Annotated in this window: 16 protein-coding genes; 10 read left to right on the top strand and 6 right to left on the bottom strand. The window is 63.2% G+C overall.

What is annotated here, in order from left to right; all coding sequences use genetic code 11:
• The first annotated feature begins 187 nt into the window (after positions 1-187).
• Complete coding sequence (gene uvrA / locus ABIE53_RS03540; protein ID WP_006048011.1) at positions 188-3,061, top strand: excinuclease ABC subunit UvrA; 2,874 nt, start codon at positions 188-190, stop codon at positions 3,059-3,061.
• A gap of 33 nt (positions 3,062-3,094) precedes the next feature.
• Positions 3,095-4,180, top strand: a complete 1,086-nt coding sequence (locus ABIE53_RS03535; protein WP_006048012.1) for an AI-2E family transporter — start codon at positions 3,095-3,097, stop codon at positions 4,178-4,180.
• 66 nt (positions 4,181-4,246) lie between these two features.
• On the opposite strand, the gene ABIE53_RS03530 is transcribed toward ABIE53_RS03535, so the two are convergent.
• Positions 4,247-6,433 carry a TonB-dependent siderophore receptor gene (locus ABIE53_RS03530; protein WP_029969715.1) on the bottom strand — a complete coding sequence of 729 codons (2,187 nt, stop codon included), beginning with the start codon at positions 6,431-6,433 and terminating at the stop codon, positions 4,247-4,249.
• 326 nt (positions 6,434-6,759) lie between these two features.
• On the opposite strand from ABIE53_RS03530, the gene ABIE53_RS03525 reads away from it, so the two are divergent.
• Positions 6,760-8,043 carry a PepSY-associated TM helix domain-containing protein gene (locus tag ABIE53_RS03525; RefSeq protein WP_114155770.1) on the top strand — a complete coding sequence of 428 codons (1,284 nt, stop codon included), beginning with the start codon at positions 6,760-6,762 and terminating at the stop codon, positions 8,041-8,043.
• 180 nt (positions 8,044-8,223) lie between these two features.
• On the opposite strand, the gene purU is transcribed toward ABIE53_RS03525, so the two are convergent.
• From purU to ABIE53_RS03500, 5 genes are all read right to left on the bottom strand, one after another.
• Positions 8,224-9,093 carry a formyltetrahydrofolate deformylase gene (gene purU, locus ABIE53_RS03520; RefSeq protein WP_114155769.1) on the bottom strand — a complete coding sequence of 290 codons (870 nt, stop codon included), beginning with the start codon at positions 9,091-9,093 and terminating at the stop codon, positions 8,224-8,226.
• Positions 9,094-9,188: 95 nt separating this feature from the next.
• Positions 9,189-10,040: an NUDIX hydrolase gene (locus ABIE53_RS03515; RefSeq protein WP_192700007.1), complete on the bottom strand. Its 852-nt coding sequence runs from the start codon at positions 10,038-10,040 to the stop codon at positions 9,189-9,191.
• 68 nt (positions 10,041-10,108) lie between these two features.
• A complete protein-coding gene (locus ABIE53_RS03510; RefSeq protein ID WP_107710490.1) occupies positions 10,109-10,735 on the bottom strand; it encodes a LysE family translocator in 627 nt (208 codons plus the stop codon).
• Positions 10,736-10,796: 61 nt separating this feature from the next.
• Positions 10,797-11,363: an adenine phosphoribosyltransferase gene (locus tag ABIE53_RS03505; RefSeq protein WP_006048019.1), complete on the bottom strand. Its 567-nt coding sequence runs from the start codon at positions 11,361-11,363 to the stop codon at positions 10,797-10,799.
• A gap of 78 nt (positions 11,364-11,441) precedes the next feature.
• On the bottom strand, positions 11,442-13,445 hold the full coding sequence (locus ABIE53_RS03500; protein ID WP_006048020.1) for a monovalent cation:proton antiporter family protein: 2,004 nt from the start codon (positions 13,443-13,445) through the stop codon (positions 11,442-11,444).
• A gap of 173 nt (positions 13,446-13,618) precedes the next feature.
• Here ABIE53_RS03500 and kdsD point away from each other — a divergent pair, with 173 nt between their 5' ends.
• The 7 genes from kdsD to hpf all read left to right on the top strand — a co-directional run bounded on the left by kdsD (position 13,619) and on the right by hpf (position 19,459).
• The gene (gene kdsD, locus ABIE53_RS03495) at positions 13,619-14,602 is read left to right on the top strand and encodes an arabinose 5-phosphate isomerase KdsD (protein WP_029969706.1); all 984 of its coding nucleotides are present in this window, start codon (positions 13,619-13,621) and stop codon (positions 14,600-14,602) included.
• A complete protein-coding gene (locus ABIE53_RS03490) occupies positions 14,602-15,162 on the top strand; it encodes a KdsC family phosphatase (RefSeq protein ID WP_006048022.1) in 561 nt (186 codons plus the stop codon). The genes kdsD and ABIE53_RS03490 overlap by 1 nt, the downstream gene beginning before the upstream one ends.
• Positions 15,159-15,770 carry an LPS export ABC transporter periplasmic protein LptC gene (gene lptC, locus ABIE53_RS03485; RefSeq protein ID WP_006048023.1) on the top strand — a complete coding sequence of 204 codons (612 nt, stop codon included), beginning with the start codon at positions 15,159-15,161 and terminating at the stop codon, positions 15,768-15,770. The genes ABIE53_RS03490 and lptC overlap by 4 nt, the downstream gene beginning before the upstream one ends.
• Before the next feature lie 21 nt (positions 15,771-15,791).
• Positions 15,792-16,463, top strand: a complete 672-nt coding sequence (gene lptA / locus ABIE53_RS03480) for a lipopolysaccharide transport periplasmic protein LptA (protein WP_006048024.1) — start codon at positions 15,792-15,794, stop codon at positions 16,461-16,463.
• Complete coding sequence (gene lptB, locus ABIE53_RS03475) at positions 16,460-17,245, top strand: LPS export ABC transporter ATP-binding protein (RefSeq protein WP_029969704.1); 786 nt, start codon at positions 16,460-16,462, stop codon at positions 17,243-17,245. The genes lptA and lptB overlap by 4 nt, the downstream gene beginning before the upstream one ends.
• Before the next feature lie 174 nt (positions 17,246-17,419).
• The gene (locus ABIE53_RS03470) at positions 17,420-18,931 is read left to right on the top strand and encodes an RNA polymerase factor sigma-54 (protein WP_006048026.1); all 1,512 of its coding nucleotides are present in this window, start codon (positions 17,420-17,422) and stop codon (positions 18,929-18,931) included.
• Positions 18,932-19,102: 171 nt separating this feature from the next.
• The gene (gene hpf / locus ABIE53_RS03465) at positions 19,103-19,459 is read left to right on the top strand and encodes a ribosome hibernation-promoting factor, HPF/YfiA family (RefSeq protein WP_006048027.1); all 357 of its coding nucleotides are present in this window, start codon (positions 19,103-19,105) and stop codon (positions 19,457-19,459) included.
• The last annotated feature ends 62 nt before the right edge of the window (positions 19,460-19,521 follow it).

Below are 19,521 nucleotides of genomic sequence, written 5' to 3'. Positions count from 1 at the left end.
CCCGGGAGACGCCTTGCACTGACGGAAAACGGCCCCAGTTAGATTTTTGCCGCAGCGCCTGGCCGCAGTCTTACAGCACGCCTAAGGTCTTGTTGAGGCCGTCAGGAAGCCGTAACGGCGGCCTTGAAAAGTCGTTATAGTAGCAGGTTTAGCCTCTTCCTCTTTCCGCAGTTCATGGAATAAATCCGTGGAACAAATCCGTATTCGTGGGGCTCGCACCCACAACCTGAAGAACGTCAATCTCGACCTACCACGTCACAAGCTCGTCGTTATTACCGGTCTTTCCGGCTCGGGGAAATCGTCGCTCGCGTTCGACACGCTCTACGCGGAAGGACAGCGGCGCTACGTCGAAAGCCTGTCGGCCTACGCGCGTCAATTCCTGCAATTGATGGAAAAGCCCGATGTCGATCTGATCGAGGGCCTGTCGCCGGCCATCTCGATCGAGCAGAAGGCCACCTCGCATAACCCGCGTTCGACGGTCGGCACCGTCACCGAGATTCACGACTACCTGCGGCTATTGTTCGCACGCGTCGGCACGCCCTATTGCCCGGACCACGAAATCCCGCTCGAGGCGCAAAGCGTGTCGCAAATGGTCGACGCGGCGCTCGCGTTGCCCGACGAAACGAAGCTGATGATCCTCGCGCCGGTCGTGGCCGACCGCAAGGGCGAGCACGTCGAACTGTTCGAGGAAATGCAGGCGCAGGGCTTCATCCGTTTCCGTGTGCGCTCGGGCGGCGGCACGGCCAACGAAGGCGCCGCGAAGATCTACGACGTCGACTCGCTGCCGAAGCTGAAGAAGAACGACAAGCACACCATCGACGTGGTCGTGGACCGCCTGAAGGTGCGTCCCGACATGAAGCAGCGTCTCGCGGAATCGTTCGAAACCGCGCTGCGTCTCGCCGACGGCCGCGCGATCGCGCTCGAAATGGACACGGACAAGCAGCATCTGTTCAGTTCCAAGTTCGCGTGCCCGATCTGCTCGTATTCGCTTCAGGAACTGGAGCCGCGGCTCTTCTCGTTCAACAATCCGATGGGCGCGTGCCCCGAATGCGACGGCCTCGGCCAGATTACTTTCTTCGATCCGAAGCGGGTGGTCGCGCATCCGTCGCTGTCGCTTGCGGCTGGCGCGGTGAAGGGCTGGGACCGGCGCAACCAGTTCTACTTCCAGATGCTGCAAAGCCTCGCGGCGTTCTACGATTTCGACATCGACACTGCCGTCGAAGACCTGCCGGAAAAGGTCCGCAAGATCCTGCTGTTCGGCTCGGGCAAGCAGGAAATTCCGTTCTCGTACATCAACGAGCGCGGGCGCGCGTCGGTCCGCGAGCATGTGTTCGAAGGCATCATTCCGAATCTGGAGCGGCGTTACCGCGAAACGGATTCGGCCGCGGTGCGCGAGGAACTCGCCAAGTACCAGAACAATCAGCCCTGCCCCGCGTGCGCGGGCACGCGGCTGCGCCGCGAAGCGCGCTTCGTGCGGATCGGCGCGGACGGCGACGCGCGCGGCATCTACGAAATCAGCGGTTGGCCGTTGCGCGATGCGCTCGGCTACTTCCAGACGCTGCGCCTCGAAGGCTCGAAGCGCGAGATCGCCGACAAGGTCATCAAGGAAATCGTCGCGCGGCTCATGTTCCTGAACAACGTCGGGCTCGATTATCTGTCGCTCGAACGCAGCGCCGAAACGCTGTCGGGCGGCGAGGCGCAGCGCATTCGCCTCGCGTCGCAGATCGGCTCCGGCCTCACCGGCGTGATGTACGTGCTCGACGAGCCGTCCATCGGACTGCATCAGCGCGACAACGACCGGCTGATCTCCACGCTCAAGCATCTGCGCGATCTGGGCAACTCGGTGATCGTGGTCGAGCACGACGAAGACATGATCCGCATGGCCGACTACGTGGTCGACATGGGTCCGGGCGCGGGCGAGCATGGCGGCATGGTGATCGCCGAGGGCACGCCGAAGCAGGTGCAGGCCAATGCGGCTTCGATGACGGGGCAGTACATGTCCGGCGCGCGCACCATCGAGTATCCGGACGAGCGCAAGGACCCGGACGAGCGGCATCTGCGCATCGTCGAGGCGCACGGCAACAATCTGCGGCACGTCACGCTCGATCTGCCGGTCGGGCTGCTGACGTGCGTGACCGGCGTGTCGGGCTCGGGCAAGTCGACGCTCATCAACGACACGCTGTATCAGGCGGTCGCGCATCACCTTTATGGGTCGTCCACGGAGCCTGCGCCGTACGAGTCGATCGAGGGACTGGAGCATTTCGACAAGGTGATCAACGTCGACCAGTCGCCGATCGGCCGCACGCCGCGCTCCAATCCGGCCACTTACACGGGCCTCTTCACGCCGATCCGCGAACTGTTCGCGGGCGTCCCCGCCGCCAAGGAGCGCGGCTACGACCCGGGGCGTTTCTCGTTCAACGTGAAGGGCGGCCGCTGCGAGTCCTGTCAGGGCGATGGCGTGCTGAAGGTCGAAATGCACTTTCTGCCGGACGTGTACGTGCCTTGCGACGTCTGCCACGGCAAGCGCTACAACCGCGAAACGCTCGACGTGCAGTACAAAGGCAAGAACATCAGCGAAGTGCTCGACATGACCGTCGAGCACGCGTACGAGTTCTTCAGGCCGGTGCCGGTCGTCGCGCGCAAGCTGAAAACCTTGCTCGACGTGGGCCTCGGCTATATCCGGCTGGGGCAGTCCGCGACCACGCTGTCGGGCGGCGAGGCGCAGCGCGTCAAACTATCCCTGGAACTGAGCAAGCGTGATACCGGTCGCACGCTATACATTCTCGACGAACCCACGACCGGGTTGCACTTTCATGACATTGCGCTGCTGCTGGAAGTTATTCATCGGTTACGCGACCAGGGTAATACCGTCGTGATCATCGAGCATAATCTCGATGTAATCAAAACTGCCGACTGGGTCATCGACATGGGTCCGGAAGGCGGCGCGGGCGGCGGCCAGATCATCGCGCAAGGCACGCCCGAGCAGATCGCGAAGTCCAAAGCAAGTTTTACCGGTAGATACCTGGCGCCTTTGCTGAAACGCGCGGCCAGTAAAAAGTAACGCTGCACAACACGGGTTGGAGACGGATAAGCCATGGCCAAGCGGAATCAGGCGAGCGAAGAAGGGCAAGTGCAGGACCTGCGCCCACGCCCGGTCAGGCTGACCAGCAATATGAGCCTGCCGAAACTCTCGGCGGTCGAGATCGGCAGCTATGTGCTGATGCTGTTCGGCATGTGGGCGGTGATCCAGCTCCGGCTGCTCGGCGCGCTGCTCGCCGGGCTGCTGGTGTTCCAGCTCGTGCATACCATCGCGCCGCGCATCGAGCGGCATATGTCGAGCGGGCGGGCGCGCTGGCTGGCGGTCGTGATTCTCTCGACGGTGATCGTGGGCGCGCTCACGGGCCTGACGCTCGGCGTCATCGAGCACTTCGAGAACGACGTGCCGAGCGTGCAGAAGCTGCTCGACCAGGCGATGCAACTGATCGATCAGGCGCGCGGCCGGATTCCGCAATTCATCGCGAGCTCTCTGCCGGTCGACACCGAGCAGATGAAAGCCAAGGCCGGCGAACTCATGCAGACGCACGCGAACATGCTGCAACAAAGCGGCAAGACGGCGGCGCGCGCGTTCACGCACATTCTGATCGGCATGATCATCGGCGCGATTATCGCGGTCAGCGCGCAGAAGCATATGCAGCGGCTGCCGCTGTCCACGGCGTTCGTCACGCGCGTGACGCGTTTCGCCGACGCGTTTCGCCGCATTGTTTTCGCGCAAGTGAAAATCTCCGCGATCAACGCGGTATTCACCGGCATCTTCCTGCTGGTCGTGCTGCCGATGTTTCACGACCAGTTGCCGCTGTCGAAAACGCTGGTGCTGATTACGTTCATCGTCGGCTTGCTGCCGGTCATCGGCAATCTGATTTCGAACACGATTATCGTGGCGGTCGCGCTGTCGGTCAGCTTTCCTGCCGCGGTCATGTCGCTCGCGTTTCTGATCCTGATCCACAAGCTCGAGTACTTCCTGAACGCGCGGATCGTCGGCGGACAGATCGAGGCGCGCGCGTGGGAACTGCTCGTGGCGATGCTCGTCATGGAAGCCGCGTTCGGTCTGCCGGGCGTGGTCGCCGCGCCGATCTTCTATGCGTATATCAAGCGTGAGCTGATTTATCTGAGGCTGGTTTAGGTTCGTTGCGCGCCGCTCGGCTCGCAGGCAAGGAAAACGGCACCGCGGTGCCGTTTTTTTTCATCGTCAGAAGTCGATGCGCGCGTTCAGTGACAGCGTGCGCGGATCGCCCGGCGTCACGTAATCCGCGTACTGGTATTCCCAGTAACGGCGGTTGAGCAGGTTGTCGATGGCCGCGCGGAACGTCACGTCATAGCCGCCGATTCGCGTCGCATAGCTCGCGCCGAGGTTCACGAGCATATAGCCCGGCGCGTTCAGATTCGACGACGGCCGCACGTTCGTATTGCCCGTGAACTTGGCGTCCGCGCCGATGCGCAGACCCGGCACGTACGGCACCGAGTAAGTCGCATGACCGGCGACGACGAACTGCGGCGCGCCCGCCACGCGATTGCCGTTGTTGGCCGCGCCACGCTCGTACTTCGTATTGATCCACATGAGATCGCCGCCGACATTCCAGTGGCTGCCGAGACGCACGTCGCCGCCCATCTCGATGCCCTGGAAGATCGACTCGCCGTCCTGCGTGTAGACGTTCGCGCTGTTCGCGTAAGCCGCGCCGCGTTCGATGCGGAACAGCGCGGCCGTCGCGCTCCAGCGTCCCTGCTCCGTCTTGATGCCGACTTCGTACTGCTTGCTGCGCAACGGCTTGAGCAGCTCGCCGCGGTTTGCATACGTGTCGCCGACCACCGTGCCCGCTTCCAGTGACTCCACGTAGCTCGTGTAAAGCGTCGTGGTCGGCGCGAGCTTGAACATCACCGCGACGGTCGGCGTGACCACGCCGTTCTGGCTGTACGTCGACGTTGTGGCGCCGCTGGTCGAGTAGCCGTGCTGCTCGTAGTTCGTGTACCGCACGCCGCCGAGCACCGACCAACGCTGCGTCAACTGGATGGTGTCGCTCGCGAACAGCGCCTTCTGCGTGATGTCGCTGTCGCGATACGTGTAGTAGTTCGACGCGCCGCCGAACGTGTTCGTATTCGGCTGATAGATGTTGCCCGTGCCGATCTGCCCGAAGAAGCTGTTCGCGCCGTAGTCGTTCGTCTGCCGCTGATACGCGGCGCCGAATACGAGTTGATGCTGCAGCGGTCCGGTCTTCACCTGGCCTTCCGCGGACACCTGCCACAAGCTCAGCTGATGCCCTTCCTTGCCGGCGAAACGGCTGTCGGTGTAATCGCCCGCGCCGTTCAGCAGGTAGTACGTGCTTTCGTTGCGATCGCGCGAGCTCTTGCTGTAGCTGTAGCTCGCATTGAGCGTCCAGTTCTCGCCGAGGTTGTACTGAAGCCCCGCCGTGTAGAGCTGCAGGTTCGTATTCAGATGCTGGTCGGGACCGGACAGGTCGCCGGTGCCGCCGCTGATCGTATGCGGGAGCGACGTGCCGGTGTATTGCGCCGTCGAAATCGAACCGGTGATGCCGGTGGAATGGCGCTCCTGATACAGCGCGCCGAAGGTGGCCTTGAGGTCGCGCGTGATGCGGGCGTCGAGCGCGACCGAAACCGAATCGCGCCGCACGTTGCCGTCGTTATAGGTTTTGCCTTCCTCGTGCGTCGCGTTCAGGCGATAGCCGAACATACCGTTGGGGCCGACGCGGCCGCCGAGGTCCGCGTGCTCGGTCCAGACGCCGTCCGTGTAATAGCCGACGTCGACGCTGCGCACGGGCGTCGTCGAGACCGGCGGCTTCTTCGTCACGTAGTTGACGACGCCGCCCGGCGCGCCGAAGCCGTACATGAAGCCGGTCAGGCCTTTCAGCAACTCGACTTTTTCGAGCTGCTCGTACGGCATCGTGATGCCATAGCTGTTGAACGGCATGCCGTCGATTTTGAAACCCGACTGCCAGTCGAGCTGCATGCCGCGCACCGTCAGATACGTGGCCCACGCGTTGTACGCGTTGCCGTTGTCGGACACGGAGGCGTCGGTGGCGAACACGTCGCCGAGTTTCGACGGCTGGCGATCCTGCAACTCCTCGCTCGTCACGACGGTCGTCGAAAACGGCGTATCGAGTTGCGAACGCGTGCCGAGCGCTCCGCTGCCGACGTCCTCTTTCAGATGCTGCGTGGTGTCCTGCGCCGCAGTGACTTTGACCGTCGGCAGCGCCTTGTCTTCGCTATCCGCCGATGCCGATGGCGACGCTGGTGTCGACGCCGGCGGCACTGACTGTGCGAGCGCCGCCTGAGTGGCCGTCAGCGCCAGGCACGCGGCCCAGTGCAATCGACGCTTCGTGCGCGTTTTCTGTGGACGCGCTTCCCCGTTATGTTTGTTCATTCCCTTTCCCGTCGTCGGTGATTCACTTAACGAATGAGAATCATTCCCATTACACGGGACGGGATGATGCCGAAAAACTATGCGGATTGTAAGCCCCTTCATGCGACATTTTGCCGCACTTGGCACGCGCGGACGGTGGGCCAAGCCTTATGCAGCGGGACTTCAACGGGTTTTGACGCGTCGCAGCAACTATCGCCTTAGCAAACCTTTCAGAGAACTTGCCGCCGACAACGTGCGTCGCTTAAGATGCGAACAATTCCCATTTACGCGCCGACTCTCGCAGTGACACGTCCCCCGGATTTTTTCTTGCTTTCGTTGGCCCGCTCATGAGGCGCCAGTTCGTTCGCCTGCATCGCTGGTTCGGCGTGGCCACGGCGCTGTTCCTGTTCGTCGCGGGATTGACCGGCGCGGTGATCGCGTGGGATCACGAACTCGACGCCGCGCTCAACCCGTCCTTCTTCGAGGCGCGCACGCCAGGGCCGGCGTTGTCGGGGCTGGAACTCGCGCGGCGCGTCGAGGCTGCCGATCCGCGCGTGCAAGTGACGTATCTGCCGCTCGCGGCCGAGCCCGGCCATACGTTGCAGATGATGGTGCTGCCGCGCATCGACCCGGCCACGCGAGCGCCGTACAAGCTGGACTTCAACCAGATCGCCGTCGATCCGGCCACCGGCGACGTGCAGGGGCGCCGCGAATGGGGCGCCTTTTCCCTGTCGCGCATCAACCTGATTCCGTTCATTTACAAGCTGCACTACACGCTGCATTTGCCGTTTACCGGCGGCGTCGATGCCGGCGTCTGGCTGATGGGCGTGGTCGGCATCGTCTGGCTGTTCGACAGCGTCATTGCGCTCGGCCTGTCGTTTCCGAGTCTCAAGGCGTGGCGCAAGTCGCTCGCGTTCCGCTTCGGGCGCGGCGGCTATGCGCTCACCTTCGACCTGCATCGCTCGGGCGGCGTGTGGATCTGGGGCCTGCTCATGATCGTCGCGCTGACGTCGGTGTCGATGAACCTCGCCGCACCCGTTGTGCGCCCCATCGTGTCGATGTTTTCGACGCTGACGCCGGACCCGATCAACAACCCGGAGATCGTCCGCGCGCCCAAGCCCAGCCACGGCGTGCTGAGTCGCGAGCGCATCGTGCAACTCGCCGAAGAAGCCGGCAAGGCGCAGCACATCGCCGTGCCGCCGGGCGGCATGTACTACGCGGAGTTCCTGCACACCTACGGCGTGGGCTTCTACGAGACGGGCAACGATCACGGCGACATGGGCCTCGGCAACCCGTGGATGTACTGGGACGCGGCCACCGGCAAACTGCTCGGCAAGCAGATTCCCGGCAAGGGCACGGCCGGCGACATCTTCATGCAGGTTCAATTTCCGCTGCACTCGGGTCGTATTCTCGGTGTCGGCGGACGGATATTGATTAGCGCGGTCGGCATCGCAGTGGCCGTGCTGAGCGCGACTGGATTGCTGATCTGGCTAAGGAAGCTGAATGCGCGCCGAGGGGCGGCGGTAAAGGCGAGGAAGGCTCAGAGCGTGGAGGAAACTCAGAGAGCGCCAGTCGCGCGCAACGCCGACCGGATGCCGGAGCGGTCACGGGAAGAGGTGGCGTCGGAATAAGGCGGCGGGAGGAGAGCAATTCATCGCGGCGGCATCTTCAAGCGCCACGCCTTGGCACTGCGCATCGTTAACACGTTCGTACGCATTGTGCGAAACGCACCGGCTTCATTTGAATTACAACGAAGGTGCGCCGCCGCGACGCTCAACATCACGCCGAGCCGCGGCAGCGGCCCCAACCTCCTACCGAAACACCACCGTCTTACTCCCGTTCAACACCACCCGATGCTCGACGTGCCACTTCACCGCGCGCGCGAGCGTCACGCATTCGACGTCGCGGCCAATCGCCGTCAACTGCTCCGGCGTCATGCTGTGGTCCACGCGCTCCACTTCCTGCTCGATGATCGGACCTTCGTCCAGATCGGTCGTCACGTAGTGCGCGGTTGCGCCGATCAGCTTCACGCCGCGGTCGAACGCCTGGTAATACGGCTTCGCGCCCTTGAAGCTCGGCAGGAACGAGTGATGAATGTTGATCGCGCGTCCGGCGAGCGCTTCGCACAGCTTCGGCGACAAAATCTGCATGTAGCGCGCGAGCACGACGAGATCCGCCTGATGCTCGTCGATCACTTCGAGCGCGCGCGCTTCCTGCGCCGCCTTGGCCTCGGGCGTGCCGCCCAGCAGCGGAAAATGATGGAACGGAATGTCGTAGCTGGCGGCGAGCTGATAGAACTCCTTGTGATTCGAGATGATCGCCGGAATCTCGATGTTCAACTGACCGGTGCGGTAGCGGAACAGCAGGTCGTTCAGGCAATGGCCGATCTTCGACACCATTATCACGACGCGCGGCTTCACCGATGCATCGTGCAACTCCCAGTTCATACCGAAGTGCTCGGCAAGCGCCGCGAATGACACGCGCAATGCGTCGAGCCCCGGATCGCCGCCCACCTGCTGGAAATGCACGCGCATGAAGAACTCGCCGGTGCGGCTGTCGCCGAACTGCGCGGAGTCGAGAATATTGCTGCCGCGCTCGAACAGAAAGCCCGACACGGCGTGGACGATGCCGGGCCGATCGGCGCACGACAGTTTGAGGATAAAGCTGTGATCGGTCGACATGACCTGGGTGACTCCCTTCTTCAATGCGTGGTTTGTTCGGTGTAGCTGGTTTCAACGTTAGGCATCTCGCGCCGCGCTGCTATCACCCGCCGCTGTCAACCAGTTACGGGCGGCGTAAACAGCGCCTCTATTCCCTGGCACGCCTCTTCGTCGATCCAGCGGCGACGCAGCAGGCAATCGAGCGTGGCGAGACTCGCGTCGACGGTCATCGCACCTTCCTCGATCCAGCGCGCCACTTCGTCGATGCGGGCAAGGCGATGCTCACCGACTTCGCCGTCCTGATTACGCGGCGCAAAATCGGCCGGCAGCGCGAGGTCGTAGATGAAAATCTGCTCGGCCTGCGTGCCTTCCGGCAACGATTGCAGCACATAAGCGGTGCGCCCCGCCACGGCGCGCACGGCGATTTCCTCGGGAATGCCGGCTTCTTCCCAGCATTCCTTGACGATCGTCGTCTCGACGCTGAAACCCCAACCGATTCCGCCCGCCACGACATTGTCGAGCATGCCCGGATCGGTCGCCTTGGTGTCGCTGCGGCGCGCGATCCACAATCCCGGCGCGCCGCCGTCCGCATATTCTACGACGCCGTTCAGATGCACCGCGTACGTCGTCGTGCCGAAGAAGCGCGACGCCGCGCGCTCGATGTACGCGAGCGGCCGCGCGTCGAACGCGTTGCGGATCGCGTAGGTCTCGTTGCGCCAGCCTGGAATGCGCCCGTCGGCGGCAAGAGCGCCGATCACCGAACCGAGCGCCGCGCTGCGCAGATCGACTGTGTTGAAGGCCGGCGCGAGCTTCACGCGCGCATCGTCGATCTCGAACACGTCGGGCCAGCGCGCGAGCAAACGTACGTCGTCCGAACGAATCCAGCCGACCTGCTCGGCGTCGATCCAGAGCGGCAGATGCGCGTGAGCATCGAAGCGGCGCGCGGCAACGAGGCAAGGCAAACTCATTCGACACTCCACATTTTTTCCAGCGAGGCTGGACGACAAGTGCGGCACGTCGTCAGCCGCGTAGCTGATTAGTCGCGCAACGTGACGCGAATTCCCAGTGCAATAAACGTAGCGCCCGCAAGACGGTCGAGCCACACACCCACGCGCGGCCGCCGCCTCAGCCATCCGCCGATCATTCCCGCGCACACGCCGAACAGCGAAAACACCACGAGCGTCTGCAACATGAAAAGCGCGCCGAGTTCCAGCATCTGCACCGTGACGCTTTGTGCACCGTTTTGTGCACCGCCGGTCTGCACGAATTGCGGCAGGAACACGACAAAGAACAGCGTCACTTTCGGATTGAGCAGATTGCCGAGCACGCTTTGACGGAACACGGTCATCAACGGTTGCGGCGCGCGTTCGTGAGCGGTCGCGAGGCCCTGGCTGCGCAGCGCCTTGATGCCGATCCACACGAGATACGCGGCGCCGGCCAGTTTGATGGCCTCAAACGCGAGCGGCGACGAGCGCAGCAACGCAGCCACGCCGAGCGCGGCCAGTGTCGTGTGGAACGTGATGCCCGTCGCAAAGCCGAGCGCCGCGACGAGACCCGCGGCGCGGCCCTGCGAGATGCCGCGCGCGAGCACTTGCAGATTGTCGGGACCGGGCGCCATCGTGATCGCAATCGATGTGGCGAGGAACAAGGCGAAGTTGGGCATCGTTCTTACCTACCTTTCTTTATGCGGACAGCAAGGCGCACACAGCGGCGTGGCGCCGCGCTCAATGACCGTCGAAACTCGTCACGGTATAAAGCGGCAGGCCGCCGCCCGCGAGCAGCTTCGAGCCGCCAAGCTCGGGCAAGTCGATAATCGCCGCGCCTTCAACGACCACTGCGCCGAGCCGCTCGAGCAGAATCTTGCCGGCCATCATCGTGCCGCCGGTCGCGATCAGATCGTCGACGATCAACACGCGGTCGCCCGGCTTGCACGCGTCCTCGTGAATTTCCACGGTGGCCGTGCCGTATTCGAGCTCGTACGATTGCGACGCGCGCTTGTAGGGCAGTTTGCCCTCCTTACGGATCGGAATGAAGCCGAGGTTCAGCTCGTACGCGAGAATCGGCCCGATGATGAAACCGCGCGCGTCGAGCCCGGCGATGTAGTCGAGCTTCGCATCGATATAACGCTGCACGAAGAGGTCGATCAGCACCCGCAGCGACCTCGGCTCACGCAACAGCGGCGTGATGTCGCGAAACTGCACGCCGGCCTGCGGCCAGTCCTGAACCGTGCGAATGTGGCTCTTGATGTAGTCGGCCGCGTCGAGCGGCGCGCTCGCAAGCGCGTTTGACATGATGTCTCCGGATGGACCGCGTAAGGCCCAATGAAAAGCTGAATCGATGCTGGACGCGCGGACCGTGCCGCGCATTCGCTATGCCGCGGCGGCGCCCGCGCGGCGGTGTTTCGAGAGCCGCTCCTCGGCCTGCGCCAGTTGCTCCGGCAAGCCGCGCAACACGACGATGTCGCTCGCGCGCAGCTTGGTCGACGGATCGGGCTCCACACCGCGAATGCCGTGCCGGCGAATCGCCGTGACTTCGACACCGAGTTCGTAAAGGCCCAGCTCCGCCAGCGTGCGGCCGACCGCGTCGGCATTCGTATCGACCGGGACCGATTGTAGCCGCACCTGTTCGTGACCGTCGTCGTCGTCCATGTCGTCGGCGCCGTGGAAATAGCCGCGCAGCAGCGCATAGCGCTCGTCGCGCATTTCCTCGACGCGGCGCACCACGCGGCGCATCGGCACGCCCATCACCACCAGCGTGTGCGATGCGAGCATCAGACTGCCTTCGACAATCTCCGGAATCACCTCGGTTGCGCCTGCGGCCAGCAGCTTTTCCAGATCGGCGTCGTCGACGGTACGAACGATGACCGGCAAGGTCGGCTCAAGTTCATGAATGTTGTGCAGCACGCGCAATGCCGACGGCGTGTTCGCATACGTGATCGCGATCGCCGCGGCGCGGTGAATGCCGGCCGCGAGCAGCGACTCGCGCCGCCCGGCATCGCCGAACACGACCGATTCGCCCGCCGTCGCCGCCGCTTGCACGCGATCCGGGTCGAGGTCCAGCGCGACGTACGAAAGACCTTCATGTTCGAGCATGCGCGCAAGGTTCTGCCCCGCGCGGCCGTAGCCGCAAATGATCACGTGGCCGCTTTGCTTCAGGCTCTGCGTGGCGATGCGCGTCATCTGCAGCGACTGCATCATCCATTCGGTCGAAGACAGGCGCAGCACGATGCGGTCCGCGTTCTGGATCAGGAACGGCGCGGCGAGCATCGAGAGCAACATCGCGGCGAGAATGGCCTGCAACAGCGTGGCGTCGACGAGATGTTTGTCGAGAATCAGATTCAGCAGCACGAAGCCGAATTCGCCGGCTTGCGCGAGGCCGAGACCCGTGCGCATGGCGACGCCCGGCGACGCGCCGAACAGACGCGAAAGCCCGGTGATCATCACCGCCTTCAGCAAGGTCGGCCCGATCAGGAAGCCGAGCACGATCAGCGGATGCTCCCAGATCACACGCGGATTCAGCAGCATGCCGGTCGTGACGAAGAAGAGCCCGAGCAGCACGTCGCGAAACGGCTTGATGTCTTCTTCCACCTGATGACGATACGGCGTCTCCGCGATCAGCATGCCGGCGATAAACGCGCCGAGCGCAAGCGAAAGACCGAACTTGTCCGTGATGAACGCGGAGCCGAGCGTGACGAGCAACAGATTGAGAATGAACAGTTCCTGCGAGCGCCGCCGCGCGACCACGTTGAACCAGCGCGTCATGAACTTCTGACCGACGATCAACAGCAGCGACAACGCGACGACGATCTTGATCGCCGCGATGCCGAGCGCGTTCATCAGGTCTTTCGAATCGCCGCCCAGCGCCGAGATGATGATGAGGAGCGGCACCACCGCGAGATCCTGAAACAGCAGCACGCCGAAGATATTGCGGCCGTGCTCGGTCTCGATCTCGAGGCGCTCCGCGAGCATCTTGCTGACAATGGCCGTCGACGACATCGCGAGCGCGCCGCCGAGTGCAATGCTCGCCTGCCACTTGATATGCACCCAGCGCTCGAACGCGAAACCGAGCGAGACCGCGACCACGATCGTGCCGAGCACCTGCAACAGGCCGAGCCCGAAGACGAGGCGGCGCATCGAGCGCAGCTTCGCAAGCGAGAACTCGAGGCCGATGGAAAACATCAGGAACACGACGCCGAATTCGGCGAGATTCTGCGCGCCGACCGAATCGGGAACGAGACCGAGCGCATTCGGCCCGACAAGAATGCCGACGGTCAGATAGCCGAGCATCGGCGGAAGATTCAGAAAGCGAAAAACCACCACGCCCGCCACTGATGCCAGCAGCAGGAACAGCGTCATCTCCAGCGGGGAAATCATCGGCAAAAACGCATGGGTAAAGCGTCCTCGTTCGTCAGCGGAACCGCGCACGGAACACGCCGTGCGACAAGGTTGAGGGGCCGTTATACAGGGCGATAAAGCGGGCAATGGAGGCAGCGGCTTTGCACAGCAGGCCCGGCGCGGCGAACAGGCGCCTTTGCTATACTTCGCGAATGATAGCGAAAATCAATGGCGACCGGGCACTCGCGCTCGCTCGCGACGTGCTCGACATCGAAGCGGACGCCGTGCGCGCGCTTCGCGATCAGCTCGACGACGCGTTCGTCGGCGCGGTCGACTTCATCCTGGGTTGCCGTGGGCGCGTGGTGGTCTCGGGCATCGGCAAGTCGGGACATGTGGCGCGCAAGCTCGCGGCCACGCTCGCGAGCACGGGTACGCCGGCTTTCTTCGTGCATCCGGCAGAAGCAAGCCACGGCGATCTCGGCATGGTCACCGCCGACGACGTCTTCCTCGCGCTGTCCAATTCCGGTGAAACCGAAGAACTCGTGGCGATTCTGCCGCTCATCAAACGGATCGGCGCGAAGCTGATTGCGATGACCGGCCGGCCGTCGTCGAGTCTGGCGAAACTGGCCGACGTGCATCTGAATTCCGGCGTCGCGAAAGAAGCGTGTCCGATGAATCTTGCGCCCACCGCGAGCACCACCGCAGCGCTTGCGCTCGGCGACGCGCTCGCCGTCGCGGTGCTCGACGCGCGGGGTTTCGGCCGCGACGATTTCGCGCGCTCGCATCCGGGCGGCGCGCTCGGCCGCCGCCTGCTCACGTATGTCAGCGACGTCATGCGCACCGGCGACCAGGTGCCGAAGGTCACGCCTGAAGCCACCGTGCGCGACGCGCTGTTCCAGTTGACCGCGAAGCGCATGGGCATGACCGCGATTGTCGATCAGGAAGACCGCGTAAAAGGCATTTTCACCGACGGCGATTTGCGCCGCGTGCTGGAGCGCGACGGCGATTTCCGCGCGCTGTCCATCGCCGCCGTCATGACCGCCGATCCGCGCACCATCGGTCCAGATCATCTCGCGGTCGAAGCCGTGGAACTGATGGAGCGCCATCGCATCAATCAGATGCTGGTCGTCGACGAAGCGGGCAAGCTGATCGGCGCGCTCAACATGCACGACCTGTTCTCGAAGAAGGTGATCTGATGGCCGTCGCGCCCCCTACCGCTACCGAACGCGCGAGCCGCGTGAAGCTGATGATTTTCGACGTCGACGGCGTGCTGACCGACGGCGGCCTGCTTTTCACGGCGGAAGGCGACACGATGAAAGCCTTCAATTCCATGGACGGCCACGGCATGAAGCTGCTGCGCCAGGCCGGCATTGAAACGGCGATCATCACCGGCCGCAAGTCGGGCATCGTCGCGGCGCGCGCGAAGGAAATGCACATCACGCATGTGTATCAGGGCATCGACAACAAGCCGCAGGCATTCGCCGATCTGCTCGAAGCAACCGGCATGAGCGCCGACGAATGCGGCTACATGGGCGACGACTGGGTCGATCTCGGCGTGATGCTGAAGGTCGGCTTCGCGGCGGCGCCCGCCAATTCGCATCCTGAAGTGATCGCGCGGGCGCATTGGGTCAGCGAGGCGCGCGGCGGTCACGGCGCGGCACGCGAAGTCTGCGACACCCTACTGCGCGCCCAGCACAAGTACGAGGCGCTGCTCGCGGCCGCCTGCAGCGGCGAAACGCGAGGCCTCGTGGGATGAACAACCAGTTTCGCCTGACTTCGCTGATTCCGCTCGTCGCGATGGCCGCGCTCGCGGGCATCACGTGGTGGCTTTTGCAGGCCACGTTGCCGCGGCAAAACGAAGGCGTGGTGCGTCCCAAGGAGCACACGCCGGACTACTTCGCCGACAACTTCTCGGTGTCCGAACTCGACCAGTCGGGCTCGACGCAATATCGCCTGACCGCGCAGTCGCTGATTCATTACGAAGACGACGAACTGAGCGATCTCGTGAAGCCCGCGATGCGCGCGTTCCAGCCCGGCAAGCCGGTTGTGACCGCGACCGGCGACACGGGCAAGGTGAACGGCGACGCGTCCATCGTCGATCTGTACGGCAACGCCCGCATTCTGCGCTCCGCAGGCTACGGCGATCCGCAGATGCAGGCCGATTCCGAGCATTTCCGCGTGCTCGTCAACGACGATGTGATCGAGACAGAAAAGCCGGTTAAACTTCAGCGCGGCGTGTCCGTGATGACCGCCAGCGGCATGAACTACAACAACGTCACCCGGGTGATGAAGCTCTTCGGCAACGTAAAAGGCGCGATCGCCGCGTCCGACGCCGGCGGCAGCTCGCCCAAGCAACCCGGGTAAATCCATTCCAGGCGTGACTGCATGAACGAATCGTTCCCCCGTTTTGATACCGGCCGCTCGCGCGCCGTGTCGGCGTGCCGCGCCGGACTCGCTGCGCTCCTGGTCGCCTTGCCGCTCGCCGGCTTCGCGCCGCTCGCGCACGCGGACCGCGCCGACAAGGACAAGCCGCTCAACATCGAAGCGGACAACATGACTTACGACGACCTGAAGCAGGTCAACATCTTCACCGGCCATGTGGTCGCCACCAAGGGCACGATCGTGATCAAGGCCGATCGCGTCGAAGTGACGCAAGACCCGCAGGGCTATCAGTACGCGACCGGCACGTCGAGCGGCGGCAATCTGTCGTACTTCCGCCAGAAGCGCGAAGGTCTGGACGAATACATCGAAGGCACGGCTATTCGTATCGACTACGACGGCAAGCAGGATCTGACCACGCTTACCACGAATGCGACCGTCAAGCGCCTGCAGGGTCTGTCCACCGTGATCGATCAGGTGCACGGCAGCGTCATCACGTATGACGGCCAGAAAGACTTCTATACCGCGAAGGCGGGCAAGGACGTCGCCGGCCCGGGCAATCCGAGCGGCCGCGTGCGCGCGATGCTGTCGCCGCGCAACGGCGGCGCTGCGCCGCTGAACGGCGCATCGGCCACGCTCGCGCCGTCCACCACGATTCAGGGAGCGCCGAATCAGTGAGCACCTCCGCGTCCCTACCCAATCGCAAGCCCGCAGGTACGAGTAGTTCGCTGGTCGTACGGAATCTGAAAAAGCGCTACGGTTCGCGCACGGTCGTCAAAGACGTTTCGCTCGATGTGAAAAGCGGCGAAGTGGTCGGCCTGCTCGGTCCGAACGGCGCGGGCAAGACCACGTCGTTCTATATGATCGTCGGCCTCGTGCCGCTCGATGCCGGCGAAATCGACCTGGACGGCAAGTCGATCAGCCTCTTGCCCATCCACAAGCGCGCTTCGCTCGGGCTGTCGTATCTGCCGCAGGAAGCCTCGGTGTTCCGCAAGCTTTCCGTCGAGGAAAATATTCGCGCGGTGCTCGAACTGCAGCACGAGGACAACGGCAAGCGCCTGTCCAAAGACGCCATCACGAACCGCACTGAAGCGCTGCTGGACGAACTGCAAATCGCGCATTTGCGTGAAAATCCGGCGCTTTCGCTGTCGGGCGGCGAGCGCCGCCGCGTGGAAATCGCGCGGGCGCTCGCCACGAATCCGAGCTTTATTCTGCTCGACGAACCGTTCGCGGGCGTCGACCCGATCGCGGTGCTGGAAATCCAGAAGATCGTTAAATTTCTGAAGCAGCGCAATATTGGCGTGCTAATCACCGATCACAACGTGCGTGAAACGCTCGGCATCTGCGACCACGCTTACATCATCAGCGACGGCAGCGTGCTCGCCGCCGGCGCGCCAAGCGAAATCATCGAAAACGAAAGCGTGCGGCGCGTCTATCTGGGCGAGCATTTCCGCATGTAAAGGCGCAGGGAACCGGCGGCGCCGCGCGCGTTGTCGGCCCCTTGCGTTGTTTCCGGCTCGTTTTCGAGCTGGGCGGCTCGCGTCGGGCGCCGTCGAAAGCGGACGCATTGGTAATTGCGAATTCGCAAGGTATCGCGGTCGTGGCAAACTCTCTACAATGAATCTGAACTTGCCATGAAAGCCAGCCTCCAACTCCGCCTATCGCAGCATCTTGCGTTGACCCCGCAACTGCAGCAGTCCATCCGGCTGCTTCAGCTGTCCACGCTCGAACTGCAGCAGGAAGTGGCAACGGCGATCTCGCAGAATCCGCTCCTCGAGAACGAGGACGACTGGATCGCGAGCCCGCTGCGCGTGGCGTCCGACGGCTCTCTGATCACGCAGGCGCCCAGTTCGTCCGCGCCGCCCGAGCAGATGGGCGGCAATGGCTCGTCGTCCAGCAGCAGTGAGCGCTCGGAGAACGGCGAGCCGCAAGGCGTGGACGAATACAACGGCCTCTCGGGCGACGGCAACGGCGACGCGTCGCAATGGAATCTCGACGACTACGGCCGCTCCGGCAACGCCTCCGACGACGACGATTTGCCGCCGCTGCAAATTCACGAATCGAGTACTTCGCTGCGCGATCACCTGATGGCGCAACTGCGCGTCACGCAGGCCGGTCAGCGCGACCGCGCGCTCGTCACCTTCCTGATCGAGTCGCTCGACGACGACGGCTATCTTGCCGCCACGCTTGAAGAAGTGCTCGCCGACTTGCCCGAAGAACTCGAAGTCGACCTGGACGAAATGAATGCGGCGCTCGCGCTGCTGCACAGTTTCGACCCCGCGGGCGTCGGCGCGCGTTCCGCGTCCGAATGCCTGAAGCTGCAATTGTTGCGGCTCGAACCCTCGCCTACGCGGGCGCTTGCGCTCGACATCGTCAGCCATTATCTGGAACTGCTTGCGGCGCGCGATTTCACGCGTCTGCGCAAGCATCTGAAGGCAAACGACGACGATCTGCGCGACGCGCACATGCTGATCCGCTCGCTCGAACCGTTTCCCGGCGCAGCGTATGGCAAGGCCGAAGCGGATTACGTGGTGCCGGACATCATGGTGCGCAAAACCGCCCAGGGCTGGCAGGCCGAACTCAATCCCGAGGTCGTGCCGAAGCTGCGCATCAACCACCTGTACGCCAACATTTTGCGCAATAACCGGGGCGATCCGGGCAGCGGTTCGTTGCGCCAGCAACTGCAGGAAGCGCGCTGGCTGATCAAGAATATCCAGCAGCGTTTCGAGACGATCCTGCGGGTCGCGCAAGCCATTGTCGAGCGTCAAAAGAGCTTTTTTGTGCACGGCGAAATTGCCATGCGCCCCTTGGTTTTGCGGGAAATTGCTGATACGCTGGGCCTACACGAGTCGACTGTCTCGCGTGTGACAACCGGTAAGTACATGCTCACCCCGTTCGGGACGCTCGAGTTCAAATACTTCTTCGGTTCGCATGTTTCGACAGATACGGGCGGCGCGGCGTCTTCAACCGCCATTCGCGCGCTCATCAAGCAACTGATAGGAGCGGAAAACGCAAAAACGCCTCTCTCAGACAGCCGCATAGCCGAACTGCTGGCGGAACAGGGCTTCGTGGTCGCACGGCGCACCGTGGCGAAATATCGCGAAGCGCTCAGAATCCCGGCAGTCAACCTGCGCAAGTCTCTGTAGCCCGTCGCCTTCCGTGGCGGGCATTTACCGGCCGCTCCGCAAGTTGGCGGACAGGCCGGCCGATGCGACCTGCCAGAAGTCAGTCACCGGGGGGCGACTCAGGCAAGCCGACAGATCGACCGGACCTACGTCATCGTGCGGACCAAGCGGCCACTAGCTTGGAGAAGCACTATGAATCTGCAGATCAGTGGACACCACCTCGAAGTTACGCCTGCGTTGCGCGAATACGTGATCTCCAAATTGGATAGGGTGCTAAGACATTTCGATCAGGTCATCGACGGCAGTGTGGTCCTCTCGGTCGACAACCACAAGGAAAAGGAAAAGCGGCAAAAGGTTGAAATCAACCTGCATCTGAAGGGCAAGGACATTTTTGTCGAGAGCTGTGACAGCGACCTTTACGCTGCGATCGATCTGATGATCGACAAGCTCGACCGGCAAGTGATACGCCACAAGGATCGCCTGCAAGGCCATCAGCACGAAGCGATCAAGTATCAACCGGCACCGCAACTGGACGTGCCGCCGCAGTAAGCGAATCCGCAAGCACTGCTTCAGTTCGCTCACCGAAACCGCCCGCAATCGGGCGGTTTTTT

It is taken from the genome of Paraburkholderia sp. OAS925, assembly GCF_040543975.1.
Taxonomy (GTDB): Bacteria; Pseudomonadota; Gammaproteobacteria; order Burkholderiales; family Burkholderiaceae; genus Paraburkholderia; species Paraburkholderia graminis.
The sequence above is the reverse complement of the archived record's forward strand: the minus strand, read 5'-3'. Positions and strand labels throughout refer to the sequence as shown.